General features: G+C 53.1%; 10 protein-coding genes. 8 read left to right on the top strand and 2 right to left on the bottom strand.

The window, feature by feature from the left end:
• The first annotated feature begins 208 nt into the window (after positions 1-208).
• From HWI92_RS10365 to HWI92_RS10400, 8 genes are all read left to right on the top strand, one after another.
• On the top strand, positions 209-1,225 hold the full coding sequence (locus tag HWI92_RS10365; protein ID WP_204663431.1) for a LacI family DNA-binding transcriptional regulator: 1,017 nt from the start codon (positions 209-211) through the stop codon (positions 1,223-1,225).
• Between the two features lie 296 nt (positions 1,226-1,521).
• Complete coding sequence (locus HWI92_RS10370; RefSeq protein WP_204663433.1) at positions 1,522-3,150, top strand: catalase; 1,629 nt, start codon at positions 1,522-1,524, stop codon at positions 3,148-3,150.
• Between the two features lie 36 nt (positions 3,151-3,186).
• Positions 3,187-3,912, top strand: a complete 726-nt coding sequence (locus HWI92_RS10375; protein WP_229249279.1) for an RNA polymerase sigma factor — start codon at positions 3,187-3,189, stop codon at positions 3,910-3,912.
• Positions 3,913-3,982: 70 nt separating this feature from the next.
• A complete protein-coding gene (locus HWI92_RS10380; protein WP_204663435.1) occupies positions 3,983-5,167 on the top strand; it encodes a FecR family protein in 1,185 nt (394 codons plus the stop codon).
• Between the two features lie 46 nt (positions 5,168-5,213).
• Positions 5,214-8,756 (top strand): TonB-dependent receptor, encoded by a 3,543-nt coding sequence (locus HWI92_RS10385; RefSeq protein WP_204663438.1) that lies wholly within the window; start codon positions 5,214-5,216, stop codon positions 8,754-8,756.
• Positions 8,757-8,776: 20 nt separating this feature from the next.
• Positions 8,777-10,219 carry a RagB/SusD family nutrient uptake outer membrane protein gene (locus tag HWI92_RS10390; protein WP_204663439.1) on the top strand — a complete coding sequence of 481 codons (1,443 nt, stop codon included), beginning with the start codon at positions 8,777-8,779 and terminating at the stop codon, positions 10,217-10,219.
• 26 nt (positions 10,220-10,245) lie between these two features.
• Positions 10,246-11,514, top strand: coding sequence for a M14-type cytosolic carboxypeptidase (locus tag HWI92_RS10395; protein ID WP_229249280.1), 1,269 nt, complete (start codon positions 10,246-10,248; stop codon positions 11,512-11,514).
• Entirely contained in the window at positions 11,511-13,025 is a 1,515-nt protein-coding gene (locus tag HWI92_RS10400) for a PQQ-dependent sugar dehydrogenase (protein ID WP_204663441.1), read from the top strand. Before HWI92_RS10395 ends, HWI92_RS10400 begins: the two co-directional genes overlap by 4 nt.
• A gap of 44 nt (positions 13,026-13,069) precedes the next feature.
• On the opposite strand, the gene HWI92_RS10405 is transcribed toward HWI92_RS10400, so the two are convergent.
• Together HWI92_RS10405 and HWI92_RS10410 are read right to left on the bottom strand one after the other, a co-directional pair.
• Positions 13,070-15,649: a BamA/TamA family outer membrane protein gene (locus HWI92_RS10405; protein WP_204663443.1), complete on the bottom strand. Its 2,580-nt coding sequence runs from the start codon at positions 15,647-15,649 to the stop codon at positions 13,070-13,072.
• A 124-nt stretch (positions 15,650-15,773) separates the two neighbouring features.
• Positions 15,774-16,961: a dienelactone hydrolase family protein gene (locus HWI92_RS10410; RefSeq protein WP_204663445.1), complete on the bottom strand. Its 1,188-nt coding sequence runs from the start codon at positions 16,959-16,961 to the stop codon at positions 15,774-15,776.
• Between the last annotated feature and the right edge of the window lie 46 nt (positions 16,962-17,007).

Below are 17,007 nucleotides of genomic sequence, written 5' to 3' on the forward strand. Positions count from 1 at the left end.
AATTAGGCCTTTCAGCAATTTAACGAGCTTTCGTGTACGTACCCAACGTTTACGAAAAGAATAGTAGCGAGAACGTTTACGATAACGTTTTCAAACTAGTTTTGATGAAATTCCGGAAAGAAAAGGCGGAAAACAGCGCAGAACCCGGTAAATCGTCCCGGCAGCAGCTTATCTTGTAAAAAGGCTTCATTTAAAACCCACCAGACCCGTGCGCAAACGTTACACCACCATCAAGGACATTGCAAAAGCACTGAATATTTCCGTGGCGACGGTATCGCGGGCACTGCGGGATAAATATGACGTGAGTGCTGCTACCCGTGAAAGTGTGCTGGAAGTAGCCCGCCAGATGAACTACAAGCCCAATTTCAACGCGACGGGGCTTGTACAGCAGAGCACCCATAATATCGGCGTGATCATACCTACTATTACCAATTACTATTTTTCGTCGGTCATCACCGGTATTCAGGAAGTGGCCTGGGAGAGTAATTTCAATATTGTACTATATATTACAAATGACCTCCCCGAGGTTGAAATGAAGATCGCACAAAACCTTTCGGGCAGTAGTCTGGACGGCATTCTCGCTTGTGTGGCCCCCCGCGAAAATGATTACCCGCACTTCGAGGAAATGATCGGGGACGGTCTTCCGGTGGTTTTTTTCGACCGGGTTGCCAGATCGGTCCGCACCTCCAAGGTCATGCAGGACGATTACAATGGAGCCTTCACCGCGGTAGAGCACCTGATTGAACGGGGCTACCGCAAAATTGCCCATATCACCAGCAGCAAGCAGCTGCTCCTGACCGAAAACCGGCTGAGCGGCTACTATAAAGCACTTGAAAAACATGATCTGCCGGCAATTCCGGAGCTGCTCGTACATTCCGGATTTTCGCAGCAGGACGGTGAGCGCGATGTAGCGCGGCTTTTTGACAATCCGGGGGAAAAGCCCGACGCCATTTTTGCCGTCAACGACCGCAAAGGGATTGGTGCAATACAGGCTTTGAAAAAACGCGGCATTACAGTGGGCAGAGAAGTGGGTGTGATCGGGTTTACCAATGACCCGATTTCGGAAATCATTTCCCCTTCCCTCTCGACCATCGCAGAGCCTGCCTGCGAAATCGGGAAAACGGCCTGCCAGCTGCTGCTCAAACACATCCGCAAAAGCAATTTCACACCCGAAGAACTCACCCTTTCCTGCGAGCTCATTGTGCGCGAATCTACAAACCGCTAAGTCAGAAAGTGCCACCAGGCAGCATGCTTTGCATTGTATTCATTTCACTTCTGACGGGGGAATTCAGGTTGTCCGGAAATGGGGTAACATCCTGATCAGTGCCGTCTTGCATGATTATGATCGGATTTTCATTTAATTTCTGTCGGAGCGAATATATTCTACTTGTTTACGCCTTTTGGAAACAGTCTGTTTGGCACGGCTTTTTCGGTCAGGGTGCCTGAAAGTACATCAGCAAACGCGACCTGATATTAGGTTGAACAGGCTCAGCTTTTCTAATTCACCAAACTACATTCATCATGAGTCAAGAATCAAACGGCAACGGAAAGTCGCAGACGATCCCTGCTGACGGACAAAATCCCCAGGTTCAGGGTTCAGACATTCTGACGACCCGGCAGGGACATCCGGTTTATGACAACCAGAATACCCGTACCGTGGGAAACCGTGGACCTGTCACCATGGAGAACTACCACTTTCTTGAAAAAATGTCTCATTTCGACCGGGAGCGCATTCCTGAGCGGGTGGTGCACGCGAGGGGTGCAGGCGCCCACGGCCATTTTGAAGCTTACGGAACAATCAACGGGGAACCCGTATCCAGATATACAAGGGCAAAAGTGTTTACTGAAACCGGTAAAAAGACGCCCCTATTCGTACGGTTTTCCAGTGTGATCCACGGCGGGCACTCACCCGAAACCCTGCGCGATCCGCGTGGTTTTGCAGTGAAAATGTACACCGAAGACGGTAACTGGGATCTGGTGGGTAATAACCTGAAAGTATTCTTTATCCGGGATGCCATGAAGTTCCCCGACCTGGTACACGCCTTCAAGCCAGATCCTGTGACCAATATCCAGGATGGGGAGCGTATTTTCGACTTCATCAGCGGTACGCCCGAAGCTATGCACATGATCACGTTCCTGTTCTCACCCTGGGGAATTCCTGCCAACTACCGCCAGATGCAGGGCTCGGGTGTGAATACCTATAAATGGGTCAATGCAGACGGCGAGGCAATGCTTGTGAAGTACCACTGGGAACCCTTGCAGGGAATCCGTAACCTCACCCAGCAGCAGGCCGAGGAGATCCAGGGCAAGAATTTTAACCACGCAACCCAGGACCTGTACGAAGCCATTGAGCGCGGAGCGTTTCCGCAGTGGGAACTGTGTGTGCAGCTGATGCCCGACGGAGAGCATCCTGAGCTTGATTTTGATCCGCTGGATGATACCAAATTATGGCCGGTAGACCAGTTTCCATTCTTGCCCGTCGGAAAAATGACACTGGACAGAAACCCTGTCAATTACTTTGCAGAGGTTGAACAGGCTGCATTCGGTACGGGCGTACTGGTGGATGGTCTGGACTTTTCAGATGATAAAATGCTGCAGGGACGTACGTTCGCCTATTCGGATACGCAACGTTACCGGGTGGGTACCAACTACCTGCAGTTGCCGATCAATGCGCCGAAACAGGCCGTGGCCTCCAACCAGCGCGATGGGCAAATGGCCTATCGCCAGGACATTGTGGAAGGTCTGAACCCGCATGTGAACTATGAACCGTCAACCATGGGCGGACTGAAAGAGGCACCCAGAACCGGCCAGGAGCATACGCCTATGTACCAGGCTGCACTGGTGAGGGAAAAAATCAGCCGCCAGAACAACTTCAAACAGGCAGGCGATACCTACCGGAATTTCGAAGACTGGGAACGGGACGACCTGATTACCAACCTGGTTAATACGCTGGCCCCTGCCAAAAAGCACATTCAGGACAAGATGGTTGAGCTGTTTACGCAGTGCGACGAGGAGTACGGAAGAAGGGTGGCCGAAGGTCTTCAGGCGGCGGCTTCACAGACCATCGATCCGGGTCCGATCGGTTCTACCGACTCGCACAAGGCTGTGGAACAGGCCGAGGCTGTGTCACGCGAGGCAAAACCTTATTGAGTGCTGCACGGTAAAATCGCCTTGCGATCATATGCAATGCCTCTTCCGGAAACGGGAGAGGCATTGATTTATACCGGCACCGGTTATGCAGTAGAATGGAAAATCACTGCTCTTTATTTAACTTCCCGGACTGACCCGATCTTTCAAAATAACCATACGCCAGCCACCAGAATGTCCTACCTCATTGCTATGCATCGGGAAAGCGAGATTTTGAAGCAGGTTTCCCGCGGAGACGAGCGTGCATTTGCGGCGCTTTTCAATCACTATCACCAGCGGCTCGGGCTGCACATTTATAAAATCACCCGCTCGGAAGATCTGGCTGAGGAGGTGGTGCAGGATGTGTTTTTAAAAATCTGGATGAACCGGGAGCTGCTGGCGACCGTGGACAACTTTCCGGTTTACCTCTATGTCATTTCCAGGAATGCGGCGCTGAATTGTCTGAAAAAAGCAGCGCATGAAAGTGCCAGGATTGAAGATGTAGACCTCCACCTCGAAACCATGGTCGCCGAGGTCAGCGAGGAAGATCACCGCTACCTGCTCATCGACGAAGCGATTGATCAGCTGCCGCCCCGTCAAAAGCAGGTATACCTCCTCAGCCGGCATGAGCGGCTTTCGTATGCAGAGATCGCAATGCAGCTGGACCTCTCGAAAGAGAGTGTCAAAAAATACCTTCAGATTGCCACGAAGTCTATCTCTTCATATATCCGTAAAAAGCTGGTAATGAGCTGCCTGATTGTTGCCCAATATTTTTTTACAAAATAATCTTCAAACAATACCCCCTTTTTACAAGGCCGTTTTGTCCTGACAGTGAAATTCACCAGTCACTGTCCGCATGAACAAGCCCGAAGACCGGTTACAGCATCTCTTTAATCGCTATTACCAGGGAACAGCCTCGGCGGCTGAGCAGGAGGAGTTTATGTCCCTGGTGCGTACGGGAAAGTACGATGCGCTTCTTGAAGAATGGCTGAAAGACAGCTGGATGAATCCGCAGGAAAGCAGCGAGCTTTTTTCAAATGAGAAAAGCAATGCTATCCTGGATTCCATTTTGCAGGCTTCCCGGCAAAAACCTGCTTCCTCCGCAAAGGTTTTCAACCTAAACTGGGCCAGGTATGCTGCTGCTGCAATGCTCGTACTCACCGGTTTGGGCCTGTGGTATCATGTGCGGAAAAGTGAAAATCCGGTCACCGGCGAGCTGCGCGTAGCCAGGGTTACTGACGTAAAACCAGGTGGTAACAAGGCACTTCTCACCTTATCCGATGGTTCGGCAATTGCGCTTGATAAAGTAAAAAGCGGCTTTGTGGCCCGGCAGGGCAATGCCGAGATCAGCAAGGCGCAGGATGGTATATTCGTTTACCATGCCGGAACGACGGGCAGCTCCGATAAGCTGAGCATGAACAAAATCGCGACCCCCAAAGGCGGACAGTACCAGGTGCAGCTGCCCGACGGCAGCAAGGTTTGGCTCAATGCGTCATCCTCCATCCGGTTCCCGTCCGTATTTGCCGGAAAAGAGCGGAAGGTTGAAATTACAGGTGAAGCATACTTTGAAGTGGCGAAGGATAAATCCAAGCCTTTCAGGGTCAGTTTCAACCAGTCGGAAGTACTGGTACTCGGTACGACATTCAATATCATGGCCTATCCCGAGGAAGGTATCTCGAAAACCACTCTCGTGGAAGGCTCCGTCTCGATCAGGCACGTAGGCAGGAAAGCCCAGCTGAAACCCGGACAGCAGGCGGCAGTACTTTCTTCGGGACAGATCAAAACCAGGTACACGCCCGTGGAAGAAGCGCTGGCCTGGAAAAATGGCGAGTTCTACTTTCAGGATGCGGGTGTGGAAGAAGTCATGCGGCAGCTGTCGCGCTGGTATGATGTACAGATCAGCTATGAGGGCAAAATTCCGCTGAAACAGTTTACCGGCCGTATTTCACGCCAGGTCAACTTATCCGAAATCACCGGTATGCTCCGCTTTGCAGGGGTGAATTGCCGGTTGCAGGACAAGCAGATCATGGTGGAGCCCTGAGAGCGTATATAGCATTGCGTTAAACGATTCCTAAACCTTAATTTTTATGAAAAACAACTACTTACCCTGCTCTGCAGGCTGTAAGCGGCCTTATCTTGCTGCAAAAATACTGATGGCAATGACCCGGATAATGCTCCTGCTGCTGGTAACACTCGCACACGTCGCCGCCGACGGATTCAGTCAGAAGATCTCACTGCATGCCAGGAATGTTCCGCTTTCGCATGTGCTGAAAACCATCGAAAAGCAGACGAGCTACCTTTTCCTCTACGACAGGCTGGATCTGCCGGCATCGCAGAAAGTATCTGTGCGCGTTAAAAATGCGGATATAGACCATGCATTGGGCGAAATTTTTCGCGATATGCCGGTTTCTTACAAGATCTTCAATCAAAATATCGTCCTGAAAAAGGTTAGCAACAGGACACTGCCCAATGAGCATGTTCAGCCTGTAAAAACCCCCGAGATCAAACCCGGCCCGCTGCTCAACTACCGCAGCATTGAAGGCCCGGCGCCCGGTGCGGAGCGGATCGTGCGCGGAAAGGTGACCGACGAGAACGGGAGCGGCTTTCCCGGTGTAAGTATCCTGGTAAAGAACTCACAAACTGGTACCACTACGGACGCAAACGGAGAATTCAGCCTGAGCCTGCCGGATGCGGCAGCACCGGGCGAGCTCATCCTGATCGCCAGCTTTGTGGGATATAAAAGCCAGGAAATTGCGGTGGGCAACCGGCAGGAGATCACTTTTGCTATGGCAGTCGATACCAAATCGCTGAATGATGTGGTGGTGGTTGGCTATGGTACTCAGACCAAGAGCAGCATTACAGGATCAGTGGGCTCGCTTCCGATGAAGAATGTGGCAAGCCAGCCGATTACCAGCCTCGACCAGGCGCTGGGCGGTCAGATTGCGGGTGTGAATGTTGCGCAGACCAAAGGCGCGCCGGGCGGCGGTGTTTCCGTACGGGTACGCGGTACCGGTTCCATAGGCGCAGGCAACGAACCCCTGTATGTAATTGACGGCTTCCCGGTTTCGGCAGATTTCAACAGCAGCTTCAATGCATTGTCGACCATCAATCCGAGTGATATCGAATCCATTGAAATCCTGAAAGATGCCTCTGCCGCTGCCATTTACGGTTCCCGGGGCAGCAACGGTGTGGTACTGGTAACGACCAAGCGCGGCAAATCGGGCAAGTCGACCGCGCAGCTGGACGCCTACTTCGGGGTACAGGAAGTGGCAAATAAAATAGACATGCTGAATGCGCAGGAATATGCGATTTACAATACCGAAGCCCGCAACAATGCCTGGACAGACCGCGGTGGCAATGCAAGCGACCCGAACAGTGCCCGCCCGGCCAACCTGCAGATCCCCGAAATGTTCCAGAATCCGCAGTCGCTCGGCAAAGGGACCGACTGGCAGGACGAGGTTTTTGTAACGGCTCCCATTCAGAACTACCAGCTCTCTGTTTCGGGCGGAAACGACAAAACGCAGTTGTTTATGTCGGGTGCCTATTTCCGGCAGGATGGGATTGTCATGAACACAGGCTTCGACCGCTACTCGGCGCGCGTCAATGTAGACCACCGTGCTTCCAGACATGTCAAGATCGGCCTGAACCTTTCACCTTCGTTTTCATCCAACAAGCTGCTGCCCGTGGAAGATCAGGTTTTTACGGGGGGTATTCTTGGTTCGGCCCTCTCACTCCCTCCTACCGTCCCGGTTTATAATCCGGATGGTTCCTTTACCACACTCCTCGGACCGTCGCCCTACAATATTGGGGTGATTGACAATCCGGTGGCGATTGCCAGTAAGATCAAGGACAAAAAGTCGTTTTTCCGCACACTGGGCAATGTATATGCCGAGCTCGACATCCTCAGCGGGCTTAAATTCCGTACTTCATTCGGACTGGATTATGCAGACTCGCGGGAGAGTGCCTACTATCCTTCCGACCTGGGCTGGAACGGTGTTCCTGCACCGGTACAGGCCCGTGCCAGTGCAACAAATGGTCGCGATCTCAACTGGCTCAATGAAAATATCCTGACCTACAAGCATACATTCGCGGAAAAGCACGAGTTTGACCTGCTGGCCGGCTTCACCTCCCAGAAAGCCAAATCTGAATACACTTCGCTGGCGGCCACCAATTTCCCGACCGACCTGGTACCGACATTGAATGCAGGCCAGGTAACTTCCGGCGGTACAGGCATTTCGGAATGGTCTTTGCTCTCATACCTGGGGCGCGTCAACTACACCTATGCTGGAAAATACCTGCTTTCGGCTACCGTCCGCCGTGATGGTTCCTCCCGCTTTGGCGCGCAGAACAAGTGGGGTACCTTCCCCTCGGCATCAGTAGGCTGGTACTTGTCGGAGGAAAACTTCATGAAGGGCCAGCAGGCAGTATCCGCCCTGAAAGTGCGTGCCAGCTACGGTCTGGCGGGTAACAACACGATTGGGAATTACAACCACATCGGGCTGCTTGCCAACCGCCGGTACAGCCTGGGTGCGGGTACAGGCGCAGTAGCCTACGGATTGTACCCCGGATCGATCAGCAATGAACAGCTTGGCTGGGAGGTCATGCACCAGCTGGATATTGGCCTCGACTTCGGTTTACTGCGCAACAGGCTGACATTTACCATTGATTATTATAATAAAAACACCACCGACCTGCTGCTGAATGTGCCGGTACCTGCCTCCACCGGCTACGAAACTGCATTGCAAAATATCGGCAAGCTCAACAACCGCGGATGGGAGTTCAGCGTGAGTTCCAAAAACCTGACGGGTGCATTCAAATGGTCAACGAACTTCAATATTTCTTTTAACAAAAATAAAGTAGTCAAACTCGGTCCATCGGGTAATGCAATCATCTCAAAAAGCCCGTCATTCAGTCCCAATACACATATTACTAAAATCGGCTCGCCCATCGGCAGCTTCTGGGGTTACGATGCCATCGGTGTGTACCGCGATGCGGAGGATGTAAAAAACAGCCCCGTCGTACAGGGAAGTACGGGTTCGCGTCCGGGCGATCTTAAATTCCGCGACATCGACGGCGACGGTGTGATCACGCCGAGTGATGTAACGATCATCGGTAACAACAGCCCTGACTTTTTCTATGGCATCACCAATAACCTCAGCTACGGCAGGTTCAATCTCAGCATCCTGGCCGACGGCGTGGAGGGGGTTCAGCTGCTCAACGGTGCACGGCGGAACATCGGGCTGGTGAATGGAAGTTACAGCAGAAAAGATGTGCTGGGCCGCTGGCAGTCTCCCGAAAACCCCGGCGACGGCCGTACGCCCCGCGCCAACGTGGCACCCACCGGCGGTAATGTAAGCTACGTATCCAGCCTGCTTGTGGAAGACGCATCGTTCTTCCGAATACGCAACATCAACCTACGATACGCCCTGCCGGAAAAAGCTTCCAGATCGGTTTTTATGCAGCAGGCCAGTGTGACGCTTTCTGTTCAGAATGCATTCACATTTACCAAATACAGGGGCTACAATCCCGAGCAGAGCCTGAACGGCAGCAGCTCACTGACACCCGGCGTGGATTTTAACGGCTACCCGCTTGCCCGAACCTACACCCTGGGCGTAAACCTGACCTTTTAACCAAACCCTGCACCTGACCCATGAAACTCAAAAATATAGCACTTGCTTCCCTGGTCGCCCTGTCGGCCGGCTGCTCCGATTTCCTCGACCTGTCACCCAAAGATGCGGCCAACGTAGGTAACTTTTACAGAAATGCAGCGGACATGCAGGCTGCACTGACGGCCGCCTACGGCATGCTCGCCGCACCTGGCGAATATGGCTATGCCTACTACAACGTGTCCGAAGTCCGGTCGGACAATACCATGAACTGGGAAGGTGGCGGCAACCTGCCCGACGCGGAGCTCGACCAGTTTAAAATGTCGTCAACCAACGAAATCATCAGGCTGATGTGGGTGGATACCTACCGGGGGATACTGGCCTGCAATGCTGTGCTGGACCACATCGGGAATGCACAGATGGACGATGCCCTGCGCCAGCGGTTTATAGGGGAAGCGAAGTTCCTGCGTGCATTGATGTACTTCAACATGGTACGTACCTTCGGTGATGTGCCGCTGGTTTTGTCGGAGACCAAATCGGTAGACGAAGGTTACGGACAGGCGCGCATGCCGCAGGCGGAAGTATATGCACAGATCATCGCCGACCTGGCGGATGCAGCTGTCAAACTGCCGGCTTCCTACACCGGCGCGGATGTAGGCCGGGCAACCCGGGGCGCCGCACAGTCGCTGCTCGGAAAAGTGTACCTGACTACGCATGATTATACCAAAGCGAGCGCAACGCTCAAAGAAGTGATCAATCAGGGTACCTACAAGCTGCTGGATGATTATGCCGCACTGTGGCCCGCAGCGAATGCCAACAATGAAGAATCGATTTTCGAGGTACAGTTTAAAAAAGGCGGCACGGGCACGGGAAGCAGTTTTTACAACAACTTTGCCCCGCGCAACTCCGGAAGTTCCGTCATCCAGGTCGGGTTTGCAAGCGGGCGCAACATTCCCACAACCGACCTGATCAATGCATATGAGCCGGCAGATACCAGGAAAGCGGCTTCACTCGCAGAGGGTTACACCGACAATATCACGGGCAAATTTGTGGCCGATCCCTATACCCTGAAGTACCGCGACACGCCTTTTGCCGAAGCTGATGCAGACAACAACTGGGTGGTAATCAGGTATGCAGACGTACTCCTGATGTACGCCGAGGCGGCCAATGAAGTAAGTAACGGGCCTACCGCCGAAGCATACGCAGCCATAAACGCCGTCAGAAAACGCGCGAAGCTGGCAGTATTGCCGGCAGGACTTTCAAAAAGTGCGTTCGCCCTGGCTGTGGAGCACGAGCGGCAGGTGGAGCTGGCTTTTGAAGGTCACCGCTGGTTTGACCTTGTGCGCACCGGCCGTGAAGTGGCCGTGATGAACGCGCATTTCAAAGCGCCGGTCGTAGCCGACTTCAATGCTGTTTTTCCCATTCCCCAAACGCAGATCGATGTAAACCCCGCGGGCATCAGGCAAAATCCGGGCTATACTTTCTGATGATTTATAAAAAAACAAAAACTGATATGATGAACAGTAATGCACTACTCCGCATACTGCTGCTGGTTTTGATGGCCTTTTCCGGTCGGTTTTCCTTGGCTGACCATGCGGGGAAAGCCGCCCGGACCGCGCCGGCCGACACGGTAGCTGCACCCAAAGTATTTATTAACACGGGCTTTGAAAACGCTTCGCCCATGAACTGGGACACAGATGCCGAAGGCCGGGTAATTGGCAGCCTGATATACGATCACGAGCGCTTTGCGCAAAACCGCGCCAATAACCACTGGCACTTTCAAGTGGAGGCGCAAACAGGCACGGACGTGACCATCATCCTGCAAAACTTTGACAACATCTGGAACAATACCCACGCAAGCCCGATCTCGAAGCAATCGCCTGTTGTGGTTTCTTTTGATAACAAAACCTGGGAAACGCGCCCGGCGGAATTCCTACCCGATAACCGACTGCAGATCAAACTGAAGATGTCCGGACCCAGCGTGTACATTGCCAGCATTGAGCCTTACCGGATCAGTGATCTGGATCGGTTTCTGGCCAGAATTAAAAACAATAAGCTGGTCAAAGTCAGTCGGATTGGGCAAACCTCGGAGGGCCGCTCACTGGAAATTATTACCATCGGAAATGAAAAAGCCACCAAAAAGCTTTTTCTCCGGGGCCGGGCGCATGCATTCGAGGCAGGTGGCAACTGGACGCTCGAAGGTTTCGTAGACCGTCTTTTGCAAAATGATGCGGAAGCAAGAAAGTGGCTCAAAAGATACTGTGTGTACATTTTGCCGATGGCCAACAAAGACGGTGTAGCCCGCGGCAAGACACGTTTCAATGCAAACGGATATGACTTGAACCGCAAGTGGGACAAACCCGCCGACTCGCTGGTTGCGCCGGAAAACTTTTATCTTGAAAAGTGGCTGCGCATGATGGTGAGCACAAACAGAAAGCCCGACCTCGCCCTGGATGTACATAATGACAATGGAGGCAACCTGCACGTGAGCCGGCCCGACGGGGACATCAAAAAGTACCTCATGAACATGGCTAAGCTGGACTCGCTGCTGCGGAAACATACCTGGTTTACGGAAGGCTCAACCAGGCCGGGTTTTCGGAACCCGGGCACATTGGGTGAGGGTTTTATGGAGCGTTTCGGCATTGAAGCAGCGGTGTACGAGCTGAATTATGAATGGGTCGAAGGATTGAAAAAGGCGCCCGTCGCAAAAGACTGGCTGCTGCTTGGAAGCCAGCTCCCGAATGTTTTTTATGAGTATTTTGAAGAAAAGCCGGGCCGATGAAAAGACTGATCGGGAGTATTTGCGCCGCAGCCGGGATCTTTGCAACCTGCACTTTTTCAGCAGGGCACCGCACATTCCGGGACGACCTTCCTGCAACATCTGAAAGTGAAAGATACGAGCTCGACTCAACAGTGCTCAAACTGGAAACGATAGCCTCGCACCTGAATGCCGTGTGGGATATGGCCTGGGGACCGGATCAATGGATCTGGTTTTCGGATCAGGATGGAAAAGTGAGCAGGCTCAATCCAGCAACCGGGCAAATCGTCGATATCTTGCAAATACACGATTACTACCGCAAGCGTCTGGGCCTGATGAGTATGGTCCTCCATCCTGACTGGCAGAAGCACCCGCACGTTTTTATCAACTACAGCCACATGCAGCCCGACTCGGTGATTGTCTCGAAACTCGTGCGCTATACGTATAATGGAAAAACACTGGTGGCACCAAAGCTGCTGTACCAGATTCCCGGCTACCTCGGCCATAATGGTTCGAGGCTGGTGATCAGTAAAGACAGGAAAATTCTCTGGGCGACGGGCGACCTGAAAAAACATGAAACGATTCAGAACCCGGCATTTGCAAACGGAAAAGTACTCCGCCTCAACCTTGACGGCAGCATTCCGGAGGATAATCCGTATCCCGGCAGTGCCGCCTGGGCCATGGGCTTCCGAGTGCCGCAGGGACTGACCTATACGGCCGGCGGAAAGCTTTTTATTGCCGAGCATGGCGATGCCACGGACGATGAGGTGAATCTGGCACAAAAGCGGAAAAGTTACGGATGGCCCGCGATTGCAGGTTTTTGCGACCTGCCCGAAGAGCAACGCAACTGCCCCGATTCGGCTGTTGCGCCGGTAAAAGCCTGGACACCCACCATTGCCCCTGCAGGGATGGACTACTACCGGGGCAATATCCCGGAATGGAACAATGCATTGCTGCTGACAACCTTGAAAGACCAGAGCCTGCGCGTGTTGCGCCTGGACAGTAAGCAGGAAAAAGTCACCGGCGAGCAGGTGGTATTCAGTAAAAAGTTTGGGCGGCTCCGCGATGTGTGCGTTTCACCCTCAGGCGATATCTACATTTCCACCAGCAACCGTGACTGGAACCCGCCTGCCGGCTTTCCTGCCCAGGCCGACGACCGCATTATCCAAATCCGCCGCTCCGGTACCATCCCGAAAGCAGCGAGAATTGTTAAAAAAGAACAAAACAACGGAAGCGGAGATGCGGCTGCATTGTATGCCAGCTTTTGTGAATCGTGCCACAAGGCTGACGGTCAGGGCGTGCGGGGTTCGTTCCCGTCACTGGTGGCTTCCAGGCTGGTGGCCGGGGATAAAACGGAGCTGCTCCGGTTTATTCTGAAAGGATCGCAGGCAGCGACGGGTGAAGCGATGCCGGCATTCAGCTTTCTGACCGATGCCCAGCTTGCGGCGGTGAGCACCTTTGTGCGCGGCAAGTTCGGTAAGGTGTCGGAAGTGCGTGCAGGAGAAGTGGCGCAAGCCAGGAACCTGAGGGACTAGCCGGATAAACCGGCCTGCCCAAGCTTCGGATGTGTTTGTATGCTTTAATTCAAACGCATGCCCAGCGAAATGTATGCAATGCTTCGCTCACGGGATACGCCCAGTACGGCTTCCAGCACCAGTAGCCGGGCCGGAATGAAGTAGAACCCGCCGCCATACCCGGCATGTATCCTCCGGGAATCTTCGCCCTGAGCCCATACCCGTCCGAGATCCCCGAATCCGATTAAACCAATGGAACCCGGCAGCAGGTACGAGCGGAAATCAAAAAGTCGGAGCCGCATTTCAAGGTTGTTGTACACCATGGTTCCGCCCGTAAACCGGCCGGTATTATAGCCGCGCAGGTTAGCCAGGCCACCCAGTTTTACCTTCTGGAAAAATGCAGCCTGGCCCAAAACCGCTGCTCCTCCCGTTTTATTGGTGATCGTCCATACCGAGTCACGTCCGGGATTAAGCGTGAAGGCAAACTCCGATGTGAGGTGCAGGTAACTTTTTCTGCTGCCGGCAATGCCCGTGTACCCGGCTACCGAAGTATTCCAGTAAATGCCGTCAGTACGCACAATGCCTTTGTTACGTGTATCAAGCGTGAGACTGGCCAGGGTGCCGGCGTACCCTTTATCCGTAAAAACCTTTTCGTCAGGGTTTGCCTGATCGTATGCATTCAGAAACTTGTTGAGGTTGTTTTTCCGGCTGCTTCCGTAAAACTGGCCGGCGAACCCTCCGCTCACGCGCCAGTTGGCGTAGTCCCGGTAGAGGCTCACATCGGCTGTCACGTACTCGTACCGGTTACGGTAATAGTCAATTTTTTTGTTTCCTTCATTTACAAAAACACTGTTGTTGCCGATGCCGAAAAAGTTGCTGACGTTATTCGGGCCGCGCGACCTTGCATTGATCATCAGGTTATTTTTTCCCCAAATGCTTTTGAAATCACCATTGTAGGTAATCAGGAACGATTCCCGCGCCAGGGAATAGTCAGCCACCAGCTCATGCCTGAATGCGTACGGTACTTTGCGAAAACCATGTTTTTCATACGAAAAGCCGCCTTGCAGCGACACCCCTTTGTCTACCCCGTAACTTCCCGAAGTGATTAGCGCAAAGCGGTCGTACCTGAAACTCCTGCCATCGAATTCATTCACCAGTGAATCAGCGGATAGCCTCAGCCGGGCATTGGACGGGGATGGAAAATGGTTGTCTTTTCCTTTACGATCGTAAATGTAGATCCGGCGCCTGTTGTCCAGCCCGGCCGCAACATGCACGCTGTCGCGTCCCCCGCCGGCAATGATACGTACCGTAATGGGCGAGGGCCGCTGGCCGGTTATGGAAAACACGTCGCTGTTACCAAATCCGTACAGGTGTACTTCCCGGGTGATTTCCGGATGAAAAGTGCGCTTGTAAGTGGCATGATCAATGGTTCCGTCTTTTTTGATCTTGTTTACAGCCACAGTCAGTGATCCGTCTGTATGGTTTTGTATTTCAAAATGATCATGCTTGTCGGTAGCCAGGACCTCCACATCCCTGGACAAAAACCTGTAATATGCCAGTGCCTGCACCGGCAGGTGATTTCGCCTTGCTATGAAGTTTTTAATGATTTCACGGCCCGAAATGCTGAAAATGGTGTCGGGTAACTTTTTTACGGCGGTGGTGATCAGCTCGTCCGTCAGCGTATTTTGTACCAGGGTAATTTGCGACTTCCAGTCACTTTCGTCCAGCTGGTTGAGGAAATATCGGTCGAAAGACTGGTTCTGCAGGTTCCATCCTTTGATATCGCGTATCTCAGGCCCATAAGCCTGGAACTTGGAACGCAGCCACTGGTGCGAGACCAACAAGGGGAAAATACCGTTTGTTTTATAAAAAACCTGGTCACGGTCGCGGGGTACGGGCAGGTAAGTATCTCCCTTTTTTGCCCTGATCCGCTCCCACCGCCACTGGTCTTCATGCCTGTCCCAGTCGCCCAGCAGCATATCAAGCAGACGTGCACGCAGCACAAGCCGGTCGTCGATCCGGTTGTCGTTATCGTCCCGTATCTTTTCCTGCACCGCAACTGTATTATATGTTTTGTCAACATCCAGAGGCGCACGCTCTTCAAACAGGTAAGTCTGACCGGCAAAATCAGCATTCAATGCACCCAGTACAGGGTCCGGGGCTACATACACGATCTCGGGATTAGCATGCGGTATGCCCAGCGCTGCGGCCAGAACCGGTACAACAAGCGAGCTGTAAGGATGCGTGGCCGAGACCTGGTCTTTCAGAATGTCGCTGGCAAGGGTATTTTTCAGCTCGCTGCTCAGCTTGCGGTCGGGGTATTTCTGCAAAGTACGCAGTACCCACTGCCGGCCGGAGGAATCCTGCAGCCGGAGGGAGCGGGTCTGGTTGCCGCCTCCCTGCTGAATGATCTTCAGCCCCCCTTTTTCTGAAGATAAATGCAGCACACGCATTTTCACCGGCGCCCCCCATACTGCCCGGTGATGGCTGCCCAGAAATATGCGGTGCAGGCGGCTCACCTGATCATACGCCGGCCCGGCCGCAATGGTGATGCTGTCGCCAGGCTGCGATCGGGCCGGCGACACAGCCACCAGCGCAGTACAGGTAAGAAAAAACAGCGCTTTGTTCAGCAGATTCAAATGCATTCCAATCAATTTCACCCCCAAAATGCGACAACAATATGCCTAAATCAAGCTGCGGGCACATTCTTTCGCAAACTCCGATACCCGCCCCGAGAGAAGCCGGTGTTACAAAGGCTCGATCCCGCCCTCACTTTGCATAGTATGCATCGGCAAACCGGACAAATTGTGCCCAATCAAAAAAGGTAAGGTCGTGCACGCCTGTACGGTTATGGTATCCGAGCGGCGGCCGTGTGACAGGTGTATCAGGTGCAGGCGGCACAGCCGGCAGATGCGACGGTTGTTTATACAATGCAAAAACAGGCTCGGCATGTTTAATGGCCAGAAAAGTGCCCGTAGGATCAGCCCACAAGTCTTTGGTAGCATTGGTGGCGTACACAGGCCGGGGTGCCATTAGCGCGATCAGCATGTGCTGGTCTACCGGCAGCGCCTGTTCGTTATCATTGTACTGCTTGTAATTGTTGTTAAACCAGTGTGGAAACTGCCTGTTGATAACCGCAACGCTTTCGCCGAAATTACGCCTGGACAAAGCTGCTCCTGTATTGCCGGAACAATTGGAAAAGCAAATTGCAAAACGCTGATCCTGTGCCGCTGCCCAAAGCGTTGCCTTCCCTCCCCTGGAATGTCCGACTACACCTACTTTGCGGGCATCAATGTCTTTGTCGGTCACGAGGTAGTCCATGGCCCTGCTTGCCGCCCATGCCCACGCACCTACGGCTTTCATCCCGTCGTCGGCTCGGGCCAGCTCGGGATAAAGCCGTAAAACGCCCTGCTGGTAAGTGTCCTTGTTATCAGGCGCAGCATCGCTATAATGAAATGCAGCGATGGCATACCCGCTTGCAATCACCTGCTCGGCAGGCCAGAAACCACTGACTGAGTCGCGGGATGCGAGCGTGTTCCTCCTGCTCCGGTTATTGATCAGCAGCATTGCAGGCGCCGGCTTTTTCCGGCCAGCAGGCACAAAGAGGATCAGGTTTATTTTTACTGAATCGGACTTCTCGGTGACCGTGATCTCCACTTCCTTAAGAATGGCCCTCCCCTGCATGGCAGCCGGATCAACCCGGGTAAGCCGGAAGCCGATCTTGTCATACGAAGCCGGCATGCGCCCGTAAACATGTTCTTCAAACAATGCCAGGAGCTCGGGCCTGCGTTTGGTCTCCCAGTCCTTTGCATTGTCTATTTTTTCCTTGCTTTCTGTCTGCAGCAGTTCGGGCAGCACGTAGGTACCTGCCTTACTTTCATCATAGTTTTGTGCCCGGCCTGCCAGCGGGCAGCCCAACAGGAGTACTGCAATCAGCAGCATTGCATGACGTGTCATTTCAATTTTGTTTTACATAAACATTCCGGCCATAGCTGACCTGGCA

Origin of the sequence: Dyadobacter sandarakinus (assembly GCF_016894445.1) — a bacterium.
Lineage (GTDB): Bacteria > Bacteroidota > Bacteroidia > Cytophagales > Spirosomataceae > Dyadobacter > Dyadobacter sandarakinus.